This is a genomic window from Deltaproteobacteria bacterium (assembly GCA_018668695.1).
Lineage (GTDB): Bacteria > Myxococcota > XYA12-FULL-58-9 > XYA12-FULL-58-9 > JABJBS01 > JABJBS01.
In genome coordinates, this window is sequence record JABJBS010000100.1 from 19,954 (window position 1) to 35,747 (window position 15,794).

Sequence of the window (15,794 nt, forward strand, 5' to 3'; positions counted from 1 at the left end):
TTTGCATTCCTTTTGCGAAGCAACTTTTTGCACGCCAAAGAAGGTAAAGGAAATAAATAATCCCCCTTCACGCTTCAACAACGTCAGAGGTGTGTGCCATAAAACTAAGAACGACCAAATGTTATTGGAAAAATATGTATAAAGTCATCGCAGCAGGTTTTATTAGTATCGCGTTAGCCCTCGGAGTAACCGTTGGGAACGCAGACACCCGCCCCACCGTCAGCAAAAAAATGGTCATCATTGGCGTAGACGGCATGACCTTCAATGTCATTGATCCACTCGTCGCTGAAGGTAAGCTGCCCACTTTCGCAAAGCTTATGCGCGAAGGCTCTCGCCTCAATCTCATCAGTGAAAAGCCTATGCGCTCACCCGCGCTTTGGACCACAGTTGCCACTGGGCACAATCGCAGCGTTCACCGCATCTTCGACTTCGTCACAGGCTCCTGGTTTTGGCCCAAGAAAGAGCGCAAGCAAAAGCAGCGGCTGGTCACATCCGATATGCGAGCAGCTCCCGCTATCTGGAACATGACATCCGCAGCTCAAAAGAAAAATCTCGTCGTAGGTTGGCTCAACACATGGCCAGCCGAAAAAATCGAGGGCGTCATGGTGGCTCCCTACGTAGCTCTTGGTCAGCGTAAGCAAACTTCCATCAAAGGTAAGATTTACGACAACGCAAAAGACCAAACCCACCCAAGCGACCTATTCCCGGAAATTAAGCATCTCGTACGCTCCGCAGATAGCATCACCAAAGACGAGCTGGAACGCGTCGTGATTGCCCCGCCCAAAAGCTCAAAGCTCTACAAACAGGTGCCTAAGCTTGAGCGGTACCTCTACACAGCGCGCTGGTCCATCGCCAGTACACTAACAAACACCGCAATCGTTGAAGATCAGCTGCGTAAAAACCCCGATACCAATCTCGTGATGACCTACTTCGATGGCTCAGACACGCTGGCCCACCGCTTTTGGCTCCTGCGTCAGTCCGAAGAAGAGATTCGAACCCGGCTTCGTAACCAAAACTTCGATCCAGACATTGCTGCGGAAATGAAAGAAAGATTTGGGCGAATCGTCGACTCTTACTACGAAGTGCTAGACGAAATGCTCGCCCGCATCATTGATGCAGCGGGTCCAGGCGCCACCATCATGGTGGTCAGCGATCATGGCTGGCAGAACCTTAACCGCGATAAGGTCATCCACTCGGGCGTTCCATTCGATGGCAAACACAGCCTAGAAGGCGCAATGCTTGTTCACGGGCCCCATATCAAGCCGGGAGTCTTTTCAGACCGCACGCTTTACGACATCACGCCAACCGCTCTTTATTTAATGGGCGTTGGCATTCCTGGCGACCTGCCTGGTGATATCGCGCTGGATCTGATCAGCGAGCCCTTCAAGCGCACTTTTCCGCCGATGGTTCTTGCCAAAGGCCAGAAAGCGGTTCCGATGCCAAGCAACAACCTCCAGCCCGATACTCATTTTCACGAAACTGAAATCGAGCGTCTTAAATCGCTTGGCTACGTTCAGTAATTCATTATTCAAAATCTGAGCGGCGAGTCGAGCCTTTAGGAGGGTAACCCTTTTGGTAGGGAATCTCATGCTGGGGTTTGCGCTCATAGCTGCCGATCAACTCTAGAGCGCGCTTACTTGAAGCGCCGATGATACCGCCAACCACTTTGCCTGGCATATCACTGGCCACTGGCAGCCCGAGGTGGTGCAGTATCGATGGCGTGATGTCCAGAATAGAAACTTTCTTAAGCAGGTTCCCCGCGGGGATCCCAGGGCCCATCGCCAAGATGATCCCATCATCTAGATGATTGCCACTGTAAGGCTCGTCGCGCATGCGATGGGGTTCCGGAGCATCTCCAAACCCATGGTCACTTATCAAAAGCACCAGCGTGTCTGGACCCGCAACTTCAGCTAAGATTCGGCCAATCCGGGCATCCACATCCCGGTAACAAGCCTCTACGACCTTACCAAAACGCTTTGATAATTCCGCTGCATGGGAAGCATCCAGCTTATGGCCCTTGAGCCGTGCACGAATTCTTTCTTCGCCCATTTGAAAAATCCAAAATCGATGAAGCATAGAATCTGTGCATTGGAAATAAGTGAAGAGGACGTCTGGTTGAGCCTTCGCAGCGATGCTCCGGGTAATGTTTTCAACCGAACGGGCTCTCGCCAGACTCCATTTCAGTCCGTAAACATAACGTCTCAAATAAGGCAGTTTGTACAAAGCACTCGACTCAGGCGGCATGCTGGCAAAAGGGGTCATGTCTTCGGCACTTAAATCCGAGGCCTCTACGATAAGCTTGCGCACCGAGGATTCGTAAGACTTAGGCATCACCATATTCGGTGCGTCTCTGTAAAAACTGCCTTTGATGGTCGTTTGTCGCTTGTCTCCCTTAAGCTCGATAGGTGAAACCAAAACCGTTGACGCTACATCTTCCGCCGGCCACGTTGCCATCCAACCCACGCTGGCGGTCGAGATATTTTTCTCAGAAAGAATATTCCAAAGCGCTTTTGAACGGCGGTCTTTTGTGGTGACACGGATTTTCTCCTTCGAGCGAAACGGAGGAGGGTTAAAGTAAGTGTTGGACAGGTGATCCCAAATGCCGTGCTGGCCCGGATATTTTCCCGTCACGGCAGTGGTCCAAACCTGCGGGGTGCGCAATGGCCAAATAGACGCCAGATCTCCGCGCGCCCCCTCTTCCAACATGCGCTTCATATTCGGAGTCACTCCGGCTTTAGCGTATGGCTCCAATAAATTTAAAGAGACTCCGTCGACGCCGATCACAACGACCTTGGCCGGCTTTGCTTGTGCAGCGGAACCCAGCGCGCCAAAGAGCACAGAGCTAATCATCGCAAAGGTCCAAGCCCAATGGTGCATTCTCAACCTCGTCCTCGAGCCGTCCAGGCAACGTCGGGTTCACCCGCTCGTAGACAAGCAACACGTGCCAGAACAAACAAAGCATCGGAAAGACGATTTAAAAACACCAAAGGTTCATCCGCGACTTCTTCACCAGCATGAACAACCATCACTGCATGCCGCTCGGCTCGTCGACACACCGTTCGTGCCAAATGCAATGAAGCGGCGAATTGGGTTCCGCCCGGCAAAATAAACGACTTCAGAGGTGGTAATTCTTCCTCGAGTTTATCGATCACCTTCTCAACCCGAGTAATATCGTCCTGACAAATTCCCGATGAGCGCTGCTTACCGCCGCTCGGGGTGGCCAGTTCCGCACCCAATTCAAACAAGACCGACTGACTAAAAGCTAAAAACTCATCCAGTTCGGGATCGTTGCCTATGCTGCGAGCCTGCCCGATAACGGCGTTGAGTTCATCTACGTCTCCATAGGCCTCAACACGGACGTGGTCCTTGGTTACACGGCTTCCGCCCACCAACCCAGTTTCACCAGCATCACCGGTTTTCGTATAGATACGCATCTTTGCTCCCTATTTTTGGATTTGCACTCCATATCGAAAGTTGGTGACTAGACCTAGAAAGACAAGCCACAAAAGAGCTGAGTAGGTGCTCAATTGAACAAATTTGCCGATTTCCCCGAATTCAACTCTCTCTTGGAGGCCCGAGGGGTTGAAAAAGCCAGTAAATACAGCTTGTCGAATCAAATTTTGCAAGGTAGAGAGGCCGGCATGCGAACCCGAGGTCTAGAAGCAAAAGTCCTAAGGCTGATGAATCAAGCCAACCGCGACTTTAATATGATAACAGAAGGCGACCGAATCATGGTGGCCCTCTCCGGTGGGAAAGATTCCTATGGGCTCATGTGGGGACTCACCCAGATGCGCGCCCGGGCCCCTTTCCGCTTTGATTTGGTGGCATTCCACCTCGATCAAGGTCAGCCCGGTTACGATGGCAGCCCCATGCGGCGCCATATGGAAAAGCTCGAAGCCGAATTCGGGATTCCGTGGGAAATCGAAACACAAGAGACTTACACCCGCGTAGTTGATATTACGGAAGCTGGTAAAAGCTATTGCTCGCTGTGCTCGCGCTTTCGTCGAGCTATCCTCTACAAAGCCGCCACACGGCATGGCTGTAACAAAGTTGCTCTGGGTCACCACCGCGATGACTTAATCGAAACGCTTATGCTCAACCTCTTTTTCGCAGGCTCCATCAAAGCCATGCCACCGCGTCTGCTCAACGATGCCGGTACCCACGAGGTTATGCGCCCGCTGGCTTATGTTCCTGAATCCCACATGGAAGAGCTTTCCATCGCACATGGTTTCGAAATCATGCCATGTACGCTTTGCGGCTCTCAGGAATCTCAGCGAAAAGAAGTGAAAAAGCTTTTGGCGGAACTCTCGGTGAAAAACCCTCACCTCAAGGGCAACCTCCTTAACGCACTGCGTAACGTCCAGCCTTCCCAGCTGGCCGACTCCGACCTTCATCCATTCTATGGAGAGGTTAATGGGCCCGACGATCTTAAGCCGATGGCTGAGGTAGATCTCCACCCACAGGACGCTGATGAGGCTGCCTGCGCTCCGGCAAGCCCTTCGGTTCATAGTTCCCCTCTTTTATCTATTCTCTGACCAGTTGATTCAATCGGTAAAGATCTGGACTCGGCACCCTATACCGACGTAGTTTAGAGATAATGGGGAACCTAATGTCCTCCAGGACTCTTTAGTTTCGCGGAGTTTTTCCGAATGGCCAGCATTCTAGTCGTAGACGACGACCGAAACATTTTGGATACCTTTGTCGACCTCTTCAACGAGCACGGCTACACGGTGGAAACTTGTCGAGACGGTAAACAAGCTCTTGAGCACCTGCGCTCGGGTGCCTTTGACCTGCTCTTACTCGACGTACTCATTCCCAACATCAATGGCTTTCTCCTCGTTGAACAAATGAACGAAGATGAATCGCTCAAGAAAATTCCAGTCATTGTTTTCAGTGGAATCTACCGCAGCATCAACCATCGACAAGACCTTGTTCATTATGAACAAGTCATCGAGTATCTCGATAAGCCACTGCAAACCGAACGGGTTGTTGAACTCGCCACGAAAATTCTTGGCAAAGAAGAAAAGATTGACGACTCTGCTTTAGATGGCGGCAATGGCGGAACGTTTATCGACGGCATTTTAACTTCCAGCTCTTTCAACATTGCAGATGTTGAGCTCCCCGTAGATACCGATACGGAACACGAAGCGGACGAAGTTGAACAACAAGCCAGAACCGACTTTCGAAGACGCAACCGTGACCTCGCACTTCAAGGCTCTCTTGAGAACCACTCCATCGCAGAGGTACTCGGCAAGCTTTGGAATGAGCGTGCAAGCGGAGCTCTGCTATTGCGAAGCGGAAAAGTTAAGAAGATTGTTTACGTAAAGGATGGCACTGCCTGCGGCGTGAAATCCAACCTTGTTGGGGAATGCCTCGGACAATTACTTGTTCAAGAACGTATGATCAGTCGAGAAGACCTCCAGCAGTCTATCACGAAAATGAAAGAAACTGGAGCCAAGCAAGGTCAAATTCTGGTTGAGATGGGCAGCATCACCGAGAGCAATCTTTCTTACGCTCTAGGCCTCCAGCTTGAAACTAAAATCTTTGAGCCGTTTACCTGGGAAACCGGAGAGTACCGGTTCAATCCATCTGTGGAACTTCCCGAGCCCACCATCACCATTGATTTTCAAGAAGGTGCTCTGATTGTGGAAGGTATTCACCGAGCTTTCGATGAGAAAAGACTTCGGTTCTTCATGTCTCGGTTTATGGAATCCCGTTTCGATTATCCAAACGCCGAGCGCAAAGATCTCACACACCTGCAGCTTCCTGAAAGCCTAAGCCAGAAGCTTAAAGAGTCAGACTTTCCTGCATCGCCTCGTGAGCTTACAGATGAAATCGAAGGTGACGTTGCTTCATTACTCGGCGTTATTTACGCGATGATTTCACTGCGCATTCTCAAGCCGCTTCCCAATTAAAGAAAGCACAAACCGGGCTCCTTGCCAGGTACTGTCTTCAACCCAAATCTTACCGTCCACTCGGGTAACGATGTTCTCGCATACCGATAAACCAAGGCCAGTGCCTTCACCCGGTTGCCCCGTGGTGAAAAACGGTTGGAAGATTTCTTCGCGCTGTTCTGGTGTGACTCCCGGACCTGAGTCATCAAGGTAAACCTCGACATGCTCACCGACTACCTTCCAGCTAATCTGTAACTTACCCTCGCCCTGCATCGCTTTACAGCCGTTGAGACAAAGGTTCAGTAAAACCTGGACCAGCTTGTCTGTGCCAATCAGAAGTTCTACTGGCTCCGAATCTTCACAGACTTTAAATTCTACTTTTCGCCATCGTGACTGCGATGCCAAAAGACGCTTCACATGGTCCACCGCATCCATCAAATCTGAACGCGTGCTCTCACTGACTTCGTCACGGCTAAAATCAAGTAAATCACGAATGGTTCGGTTCATTCGCTCTAACTCACGGCCCATACTTTCCAGGGCTCGTTCTTGCTGTGAGGCCTCTAAATCACCGGCGCTCATCATCTCTACGTAGCCACTCACAACCGCCAAGGGATTGCCCACTTCATGCGCCACACCTGCAGCCAATTGGCCGACCACTGCCAAACGCTCCGCTCGCACCAATTGACCTTGAGTTTGTGTGAGATCATCGAGGCGATGACTCAACTCCTTGGCGTCGTCGGCCATCTTTTGATTCATAGAGATAATGCCGCGGCTCAAAAATCCGAAATCACCTGGTTGGACTTCTCCAAATTGAGACAGTCCAGTAGCATCAGCCTCCCCCACCAGCTCTTTAAGTCGCTCGACCGGCCCTATCACCAAGCGCCGATAAAAAAGCATCGTCAAAGCCACGAGAGCCAGCGCAAGCACCAAGAACCAAAGCAAAGCTGTGGCCAGAGAGTTATAAAGTTTGTCATACATCTTGTGAGCTGGGACCGAGGCCACAAGAGCTAACCATCGCTCACCGTGAAGCGAGACAACTGCGTGCTGGTATCCTGCCAGGCTGTGCGGAGTCTCTAAGCTCAACACCGCTACAAAAGTCTCACGGCCTGATGAATGATTGCCACCGTGGGAAGCTATCAAAGTAAAATCTAAACCATCTTCACCGGTATGCTCGCTGATACTCGCTTCCCAGTTTGACTCCGGAGCCCTGGTTAAGGCGCGCGCCTTTTGCTCGGCATCGAGCGTTAAACTCAAGAACTGCTCTTGGCGAATCGCATCCGATTGCCAGATGAAAAAAATCACAGCCGCCAATGTTCCCGCCACAACGGTCGCACCCAACACCCCAACAATGAGTCTTGCCCACAAGCCCTTCAAGTGCCCAGCCCCAAAACCCATTGCCCAAGTTTAATCGGTAACGCCTCAAAAACATCCGGAAGAAGAACCACTTGAAATGCGCCCATGACGAGAAATGGTCCGAAAGGCACTGCCCGTGGGGGCGGCTCCCAATCATCATCGAAAGCAATATCATCCGCTTGGCTCGCTTCACTTTGGTGACCACCGCTCATGGCGACCAAACCACCAATCACTGCCCCTTGGAGTGCCGCGAGAAACAAGGCGTGCAAACCGCTGATGGGTCCCAGTGCCAATCCGATCAACAAGAGCAACTTAACGTCGCCAAAACCCAGACCTTCTTTTTTGAGCAGCAGCTTGAATACGAGTCCGACCGAAAAAATGAGTAAGGCTGGGATAACACCCATCGCCGCTTCAATCGGCATCAAGCCGCCCGGTAAAAACGAGCCACCCGCCACTAAAACCATAGCCGGCCACGTGATCACATCTGGGATCCACCAATGATCGATATCGAGAAATACAATCGCCAATAAGGCGGCAGAGAGCGGCCACCAGATGAGAAATTCGAAGCTCAATCCAAACCGAAACCAAAACGCTCCCGACAGTGCCATCATCAAAGTCTCAACGAGTGGGTAACGCCAAGCAATCGGGGCCTTGCAGCCGCTGCATTTAGCCCCGAGAGCCAAAAAGCTCACAATGGGGATGTTCTCGTACCAGGTCAGCTGATGCTTGCAGAGCGGGCAGTGCGAGCGCGGATGAGACACACTCATGGCACGCGGCAGTCTCGCGACGACCACGTTAAGGAAGGAACCCACGCAGGCTCCCACAAAAAGTACGTATATAATGAGCCACGGCCCGAGTAACTCTTCCATCATACCTACTCTATATCGCTAGGCTCAGTTCGTTTGAACCTTTGAAAGACGCAATTTCACTCGCGCCCCCATTATAATGCCCTCTGGAGCCCATTAAAGTCCCAGAAAGCGACAAAACACGTCACTGTTTTAGTGCGAGGTGACAAATATTGTCACTTTCAAAAGGTTACCTATTGGTTAAATCCCTATTATCACACGACTCTTAAAATTGAGAGAACTGGCACTTTGTTTGCAGAATGTTTGGGTAACAACCGCCCTTGTGCTAATTTTTCACAAGGATAACCGGCGCTCGCGGGAGTGCCAGAGCCCTAGTATTGGGGAGGGAGAAACGTAAAATGAAACGAATTCTATCTAAGGGTTTTACTCTTATCGAACTCATGATTGTTGTTGCCATTATTGGTATTCTTGCGGCCATCGCAATTCCAAACTTTTCTAAGTTTCAAGCACGCGCTAAGCAGTCAGAAGCTAAAGCGAACTTGAAAGCGGTATACACTGCTAAGCAAACAAACTTCGGTTCCGAAGATACATTTGTTTGTTCAAACAGCTGTTTCTGCGATTGGTCAACCGGTCAAGAGCCACGCTACTCTTACTTCTGCAACGATGCATCAACATCGGTACAGGGTTTGACTGCAACAGGTGCAACTCAAGTTGACGGTAAGGATTCACGTTGTACGTCTCCGACGGATACACCGACGGGTAACGATACATCATTTACCATTACTGCAAGTGGTAACATCGATAGCGATGCAACTTGCGACAACTGGAAAATTGATGACGGCGGCGACATGGAGCACATGAGTAACGATATTCAGCTCTAAGTCTGCGTTCAGTTAGTATATGAAAAGGGCTCGCCTATGGCGGGTCCTTTTTTTTGCCATCTCCCCTCGAACACAGCCTCGATCAAAACCTGAATTCAACCTGCACATTACTTTAAATCAACTCTATTTCAGTTCATGATGCCAGCTATGTCTAAACGTGCCATTTGCCTCACTGCATTGATAATGGGTTGCTCCCTCTATGTGGATGGGGCAACGACGCATTTTTCAGCCGCGGTGCTTCGTGCACTCTTTGCCTACCTTTGCATTTGCGCATGGCCTCAAAGAAAAGTTCCCCTTCAAAGCCTCGCCATAATCCCAGTAGGAACTGCGTTGATTGCCATGCTTTGGGGTCTCACCGTTGCAGACAATCTCGGCTTAGGTATTCAAGCCACAGTTACGGGAACCATTATTTGTGGGCTCTTTCTCGCCCTGACTCACAGCGAACAAAATACCTCTTCGACCCTTTTGAAAACGATATGTTTTGTGGCCGTGATTCATGCAGCCTACGCGCTCACCCTCTGGGCCGCAGAACCACTGGCTCGGGCAAGTGGTGCCTTTAGCAACCCCAACAACCTCGCCGCATGGCTTGCTCCATGCGCACTTATTCTCCTCTACTTTTTTATTCAGCAACCAAAGTCCAAACTCCCTTTATTGGGCACCGTGATCTGCGCGGCCGCCGTCTTTGCTTCCCAAAGCCGTTCTGCCGTGCTTGCCTTACTCATCGGTGCAGCATGCTTTGTCGCTGTCTCTGGCCGCTTTAAAAAATATCTAAGTGCTCTGGTTGTTATCGCAACCTGCGGTGCCGCAGCTCTCCTCTATAATCGTATTACAGGCAGCGCAGACCCACTCTCTTTTAGTCGTCTCTCGATTTGGCAAAGCAGTTTGGAAGTTGCATTTGCACGCCCCGAAGGCGTTGGTATTGCCGGTTTCGCGCAAGCCATGCGCATGCACGGTGTTGCACTCGATGGTCTTGTTCACTACCCACGCTTTGCCCAACAAGCCCACAATGCGATTTTACACGGCTGGATTGAAGCAGGATTTTTAGGTTTGGTTGCCATTGCCGCCGCACTCGCTACGCCTTTTCTAGCTCTGCTGCGAATCGAAACATCATGGTCCCAGCGACTTCCCCACCTCGGAACCTTCTTTGCTTTTCTGATACCCGCGATGTTTTCAACCACACTTCATGTGGTCATTATTATAGCCACCGCCGCTGTTTGGACTGCTTATATTTTCAGACTATCTCATGAACCCGGCCCCTTTGAGGAGGAGCAAAGCTGGGCTCATGTTCACGCCAGTATAGGAGCTTTAGGTGTCGTTCTTATTGGTTTTCTGGTTCCCGGTATTCTCAACCGGCACTATCAAGACGAGGCGCAACTTCTTAGCCGAGCCAACAATCTTCCACGAGCAGAATCTGTGGCTCAACAAGCCGTTGACGCTGCCCCTTTCAGTGTTGGGGCACAACTCTTACTCGAAAGCCTTAAATTCAGACGGGGCGAAGGACCACTCGTTATCACGGAGCGGCTGCTTGAACTCGGTGACCGTTACCCGCGCGACCACCGCCCCGTTGAACGCGCGACCTCGCTGCTTGCACATGCTGCCAATCAAACAAAGGACAAAGACCTTTGGGCTAAAGCTGCGGCAGTGGGTATGGCTGGTTTAGAACGAAACCCGCACGACTGTCTAACCAGAGTTCCTTTGGCGCGCGCGGTCTACCGAAGCGGCCAAGCCCAACGCGCTATTGGTTTTCTTAGAGAGACCCTCGAGATGGAACCACATTGCGCCAGTGCTCACGCAAACCTCGCCCTCATGCTTCGTATCACCGGCCAAAATGACGATGCTCGTGTCCACGCGAAAAGAGCGATTGCTGCGGACCGTTTGAGCCTGAGCCATGTGGCTCGTGAGAAGAAAATATTGTCGCTCGCACCTGCTACAAAGGGACGTATGGAAACTTTGCTCAACGGCGAACCATGAAAAGATTTCTACCATGGCTTATTTTTTTAGGGATTATTCTTAGCCAAGCACACATGCGCCTTGATGCCACGAGTCGAAAAGATACAACCTTCGATAAAGAAGTTCTCCCCGCCCATGCTGCCATCAAATTGATCAGTCTCGGTTACGAACAAGTGGTCGCAGATTACTATTGGCTTCGAGCGATTAGCCATTTCGGGGACCGGCGGATGCACGCATACGAGTATCCAAACCTGCTGGGCTTTATGGAATTGGTCATTGGCCTCGACCCAAAATTCAGCGCGGCGTACTTCTTCGCAGGTTCTGTACTCAATACCAGCGGCGACAACCTCAAACACGCGATGCGTATCCTAGAAACGGGCCGACTGGAGCGACCCGACAACTGGCGAATCGCCTACATGCTCGGCTTTAACTATTATATGTATTACCAAGATTTTGAGATGGCAGCTAAGCTCTACGCTGAGGCTGCCAAGCACGAAGAGGCCCCTCCGGTACTTGGTAAGCTTGCAGTGAAACTGGCAGCCGAATCTCATAAACCAGACATCGGTATCGCGATGATTGATACCATTCTCGACGACATTCAAGATGAGAAGCTCCGTGAACTCTACATTGAACGCAGAAACCTTTTGGTACTCGAGCAGGAACTCTTATCCTTTCAGCGCATCATCGACCAATACACCCGTTCATTCAATAAAGCCCCAACCACTCTCCAAGATTTAGTCAGCACAGGAATGCTCAGGCAGTTGCCGAAGAGTGATCCAGTAGGCGGTGATTACTACATTTCAGAGACAGGCCAAGCAGCGACCACCAGCGAAGCGCGCCGAATCAGGCTAAGCCAACAAGCCAAGGAGAAATTGCAGTGAAAGCTCTGAATATTGATGGGCTCACATTCGACGTGAAGCCTCATTTTTGGACGCCCACCCTCGAAATCCTTCGCGGCGTCTGCCTCCATGTCGAGCAAGGCGAAATTTTCGGATTTTTGGGCCCAAATGGTGCAGGAAAAACGACCACCATCAAGGCCATACTGGGCCTACTTCAACCCAAAGCGGGACGAGTGGAAGTACTGGGAGGTACCATGCAAGATCCCAGTATCCGGCAAAGAGTTGGCTTTATGCCCGAGCGTGCATTCTTCCCACCCCACCTCACAGCACTGGAATGGGTCATGCACCATGCAAGGCTCGCCGGACTGAGCCGAGCAGAGACTAAAACGCGGGCGTTGGCTGCCCTCAACCGAGTGCAGCTTTCTGAATCGATGAATCGCAAAATCGGAACTTATTCAAAAGGGATGGTGCAACGCGCCGGCCTCGCTCAAGCGTTGGTCGCAGACCCCGATCTCATTATTCTTGATGAGCCGATGAGTGGTCTCGATCCCCTGGGCCGTCACCTCGTTCGGACTATCTTAGAGGATCTTCGCTCCCGCGGTAAAACCGTTTTCTTCTCCACTCACATTCTTCCGGATGTTGAACAAATCTGTGACCGCGTGGCGATTCTTCAAGCTGGCTCTATTAAAAAGTCGGGGCCGCTGCATACCTTACTGGGTCAAACCATCGAGAAGGTCGAGATACACACCAGTATCTGTAACCCAGATTGCCAGGAAGATTTACGCCAGATTGGCGTCTTGTTGATGGAGCGTGGTGGCACTCACAAACTCACGCTGCCGAGCCCGGACGAAACCAACCGGGTCATCGATACACTCCGGAAACATCAAGTTGATATCATTGAGCTCGATGCCCATCGCGCCTCTCTTGAAGAACTCTTTCTTGCGAAAGTCAGCAACAATAACCAGGAGGCCACCCAATGAGTCGTCCATGGCAAGGCACTACCACCGTTGCGGCGATGACCTTTCAAGAAGCCGTTCGTAATAAGTTGTTGTTGGTAACGCTGGTATTTGCAGCAATTCTTACCGCACTCAGCATTTCCGCTGGCTCGGTCTCTCTTGGTCATCGGGGACGCCTCATCATAGATGTGGGGCTTGCGGCGGCCAGTATGCTTGGAACCATTATCGCCATTGCTCTCACGGTGATTTCATTTGGTTCAGAAGTAAAAAACAAAACAGCCTACACGCTTCTCACTCGCCCCATCTCCAGGTGGGCCTACCTTCTCGGTAAATATTTAGGCATCGTAGCGACAATGGAAGTTGTGGTGATGCTGATGCTCGGCGCCACCGCGCTCACCCTCTCAGTTTATGGTGAAGAGATACCGTTGGCGTTTTGGGCCAGTGCTTGGCTCACCCTGGTAGAGATGTCCTTGGTCGTTGCTGTGGCTTTATTCTTCAGCACGGTCGGCGTACCTGTCCTGGCGGCCACCTACACCTCAGGTCTTATCCTAGCCGGCAATCTGGCCGGAGATATTCTGAACCTTGCGCAAAAATCGGAAGCGGGAGGTGATGCGCTAAGCTCCCAAATCTTACATGCTGTCTACTACATCATTCCCGACTTGGCCGATTTATCCCTACGGCCTGAAGCCTCGAACGCACTCAACATTCCCAAGAACTTTCTGGAGCTTGGTACCCTCTACGGCCTGTCTTATGCGGCCATTGCGCTGGTCGCCTCCATGTGGGTTTTCTCAAGGAAGAAGCATGTCTGATTTCTTTGAGCTTACTCTTGGGGCTGTTTTTATTTTAAGCCTGGGGCTCGTGCTTTACCTCACACCACTGGTGCGCAAGGCCGCAATTTCGTTTGGCGTTTTAGACAGCCCGGACGGCAAGCTTAAACGACATAAAGAACCCACTCCCTACCTAGGCGGCGTTGCGGTTTATCTCGCTTTTTTAATCAGCCTTGGAATGGTCTTCGACTTCGATAAAGAATTACTCGGCATGCTCCTCGGCGGCACCATCGTCACCATGCTCGGTCTCTTCGACGACTTGCGCGTGTTAACACCGGGCTTAAAAATCATGGGGCAACTCTTAGCAATTTGGGTACTCTTTAAAAGCGGCGCCACCATCCAAATTGCATCCTTACCTGCCTGGGCCACATTGCTACTTACTGTCATTTGGGTCGTGGTGGTTACCAACGCGGTAAATATTCTCGACGTCTCCGACGGCGTTGCTTCGGGAACAGCTGCTATTGCCGCTTTAAGCCTTACCGTTATCGCACTTTTAAATGGACGCCCCTTAATCGCCTCAGCCGCACTTGCACTGGCGGGAAGCTGCGCTGGTTTTGCTTGGTTTAACAAAGCGCCGGCTCGAATTTACCTAGGTGATACGGGAAGTATGTTTATCGGCTTCATGCTAGCAAGTCTCACGATGATTGGAGACTACGCTGCCAACAACAGCCTAGCACTGCTCGCTCCCTTGTTTATCCTATTTGTGCCGCTTTTCGAGGTTGCCATTTGCTCTCTTGCTAGGATTTCGAAAGGGAAATCCCCGCTCCAAGGAAGCCCAGACCACCAAGCCATCCGACTTAAGAATCGCAACATCAGTGCAGCGAAAGCCGCACAAATCATTTGGGGATTTCAATGGGTTGGCGGCAGTATCGGGATCGGTCTTGTGGTGGTCGGGCCTGAATCAGCCTGGATGATTTTAAGCGCAGGGTGTATGTTCTTCGTAGGGTTACTCATATGGTTTTTCATTTATGCAAAGGCACCTTCCTGGGAATAGGCTTATTCCTCTTCGGATGCGCCAGCCCTTCAGGGACGTCCTCGTCAAAACCGGACGATAGCGTTGAGACATCACCGGCCGAGTCCGAAGAAACTGTAGAATCGCTTCCACCAATACCAAGCATCGAAGCAATCACTTCTCAGGTTAATACTGAGTGTACCGAAAATGGGTGCATCCAGCAGGTGACCTACATCGGTGCGTATGACCGAGAAACGGTCGACGAGTGGGCAGCCTATGGCTCCAATATCCAAAACGGCTACAGTGTATGGCTGGTTCAATTTGCAACACATGGAACACAAGCACGGGCAACCATCACCTTGCCACTCGATGTTCAATACCCAGAAAATGGCTTCCATGTAATTTTAAACAATCCACTCACAGTAGGTGTGGCCAGTCGGTGTGCTCCGGGCGCCGGTTCGGTTGGCGCAGGATTGGCAGCTCAATTTGGTTCACAAGGCCTCGTGGGTGTAGCCATTGATTACCCCGGGCTTGGCAGTGCAGGAACCCATCCTTACCTCGTTGCCGAAAGCGAAGCCAAAGCCGCACTGGATGGGGCCCGTGCAACTCTTAACTTCCTAGAATACGCACAAGTGCCGCATTCCAAAAAATTAGCGCTCACCGGCCTAAGTCAGGGCGGTCATGCCACATTGAGTGCGGCCTCGTTGCATCGTACCTACGCGCCAGAGCTAGACATCAAAGCCTTTGCTGCCGCGGCTCCTTCCAATATGTTTCTTGAGTTTTGGACACCCTACATCAATACAGATGGAACACATCTTACATTCTACGCCCTGATTGCACTCGCGTGGAGTCACTATTACGACTATTCCACCGCCGGAGTTTTCAACGAGGCACGTCGCTCGCAAATCGAAGAAGCAATCTTGTCGCTATGCCTGATTGAAGATGAGGGTGTGGAAACCTTATGGGACAGACTGGGTACCTCTGCGGAAGAGATTTTCACCGAACAATTTCGAGACGCATTCAGCAGTGGTGACTTCACAAACTTCCCTGCTTTCGAACTCGGCTTTGCAGCCAACCGCTTGGTGCCCTTCGAACAAACTGCGCCAATTAAGATCTATCAAGGGATCTGGGATTATACTGTCCCGCCCGAATCTACGCAGATTCTCATTGCAAGCCTACGAGAAGGTGGGATGGATATTCAATATGAAGAAATTCCGCTGGCAAACCACCTGAACACCGCCTTTGGCTTTATTGTAACCTATCAACTTGCCGGATCTTCCAGTCTTCACTGGTTACGTGGCCAGCTCAATGCAGAGAACTAAAGTACTAAAGATTG

At 51.1% G+C, this 15,794-nt stretch carries 13 protein-coding genes and 1 pseudogene; 10 read left to right on the forward strand and 4 right to left on the reverse strand.

The window, feature by feature from the left end; all coding sequences use genetic code 11:
• The first annotated feature begins 134 nt into the window (after positions 1-134).
• A complete protein-coding gene (locus HOK28_05585; GenBank protein MBT6432543.1) occupies positions 135-1,520 on the forward strand; it encodes a hypothetical protein in 1,386 nt (461 codons plus the stop codon).
• A 4-nt stretch (positions 1,521-1,524) separates the two neighbouring features.
• Here HOK28_05585 and HOK28_05590 read toward each other — a convergent pair whose 3' ends face one another.
• Together HOK28_05590 and HOK28_05595 are read right to left on the reverse strand one after the other, a co-directional pair.
• Positions 1,525-2,877 carry a hypothetical protein gene (locus HOK28_05590; GenBank protein MBT6432544.1) on the reverse strand — a complete coding sequence of 451 codons (1,353 nt, stop codon included), beginning with the start codon at positions 2,875-2,877 and terminating at the stop codon, positions 1,525-1,527.
• Positions 2,878-2,879: 2 nt separating this feature from the next.
• A complete protein-coding gene (locus tag HOK28_05595; GenBank protein MBT6432545.1) occupies positions 2,880-3,434 on the reverse strand; it encodes a cob(I)yrinic acid a,c-diamide adenosyltransferase in 555 nt (184 codons plus the stop codon).
• 93 nt (positions 3,435-3,527) lie between these two features.
• Here HOK28_05595 and ttcA point away from each other — a divergent pair, with 93 nt between their 5' ends.
• Both ttcA and HOK28_05605 read left to right on the forward strand, forming a co-directional pair.
• Positions 3,528-4,535: a tRNA 2-thiocytidine(32) synthetase TtcA gene (ttcA, locus tag HOK28_05600; protein ID MBT6432546.1), complete on the forward strand. Its 1,008-nt coding sequence runs from the start codon at positions 3,528-3,530 to the stop codon at positions 4,533-4,535.
• A gap of 114 nt (positions 4,536-4,649) precedes the next feature.
• On the forward strand, positions 4,650-5,915 hold the full coding sequence (locus HOK28_05605; protein ID MBT6432547.1) for a response regulator: 1,266 nt from the start codon (positions 4,650-4,652) through the stop codon (positions 5,913-5,915).
• On the opposite strand, the gene HOK28_05610 is transcribed toward HOK28_05605, so the two are convergent.
• Together HOK28_05610 and HOK28_05615 are read right to left on the reverse strand one after the other, a co-directional pair.
• A complete protein-coding gene (locus HOK28_05610) occupies positions 5,883-7,268 on the reverse strand; it encodes a HAMP domain-containing histidine kinase (GenBank protein ID MBT6432548.1) in 1,386 nt (461 codons plus the stop codon). The genes HOK28_05605 and HOK28_05610 overlap by 33 nt on opposite strands.
• Entirely contained in the window at positions 7,265-8,119 is an 855-nt protein-coding gene (locus HOK28_05615) for a prepilin peptidase (protein MBT6432549.1), read from the reverse strand. Before HOK28_05615 ends, HOK28_05610 begins: the two co-directional genes overlap by 4 nt.
• 332 nt (positions 8,120-8,451) lie before the next feature.
• Between HOK28_05615 and HOK28_05620 the strand changes: the two are divergent.
• From HOK28_05620 to HOK28_05650, 7 genes and pseudogenes are all read left to right on the forward strand, one after another.
• A pseudogene (locus tag HOK28_05620) lies at positions 8,452-8,595 on the forward strand (prepilin-type N-terminal cleavage/methylation domain-containing protein).
• 486 nt (positions 8,596-9,081) lie between these two features.
• A complete protein-coding gene (locus HOK28_05625; protein ID MBT6432550.1) occupies positions 9,082-10,905 on the forward strand; it encodes a hypothetical protein in 1,824 nt (607 codons plus the stop codon).
• Positions 10,902-11,765 (forward strand): hypothetical protein, encoded by an 864-nt coding sequence (locus HOK28_05630; GenBank protein ID MBT6432551.1) that lies wholly within the window; start codon positions 10,902-10,904, stop codon positions 11,763-11,765. The genes HOK28_05625 and HOK28_05630 overlap by 4 nt, the downstream gene beginning before the upstream one ends.
• Complete coding sequence (locus tag HOK28_05635; protein ID MBT6432552.1) at positions 11,762-12,703, forward strand: ABC transporter ATP-binding protein; 942 nt, start codon at positions 11,762-11,764, stop codon at positions 12,701-12,703. The genes HOK28_05630 and HOK28_05635 overlap by 4 nt, the downstream gene beginning before the upstream one ends.
• On the forward strand, positions 12,700-13,488 hold the full coding sequence (locus HOK28_05640; GenBank protein ID MBT6432553.1) for an ABC transporter permease subunit: 789 nt from the start codon (positions 12,700-12,702) through the stop codon (positions 13,486-13,488). The genes HOK28_05635 and HOK28_05640 overlap by 4 nt, the downstream gene beginning before the upstream one ends.
• Complete coding sequence (locus tag HOK28_05645; GenBank protein MBT6432554.1) at positions 13,481-14,500, forward strand: undecaprenyl/decaprenyl-phosphate alpha-N-acetylglucosaminyl 1-phosphate transferase; 1,020 nt, start codon at positions 13,481-13,483, stop codon at positions 14,498-14,500. Before HOK28_05640 ends, HOK28_05645 begins: the two co-directional genes overlap by 8 nt.
• Positions 14,461-15,780, forward strand: coding sequence for a hypothetical protein (locus HOK28_05650; protein MBT6432555.1), 1,320 nt, complete (start codon positions 14,461-14,463; stop codon positions 15,778-15,780). The genes HOK28_05645 and HOK28_05650 overlap by 40 nt, the downstream gene beginning before the upstream one ends.
• The last annotated feature ends 14 nt before the right edge of the window (positions 15,781-15,794 follow it).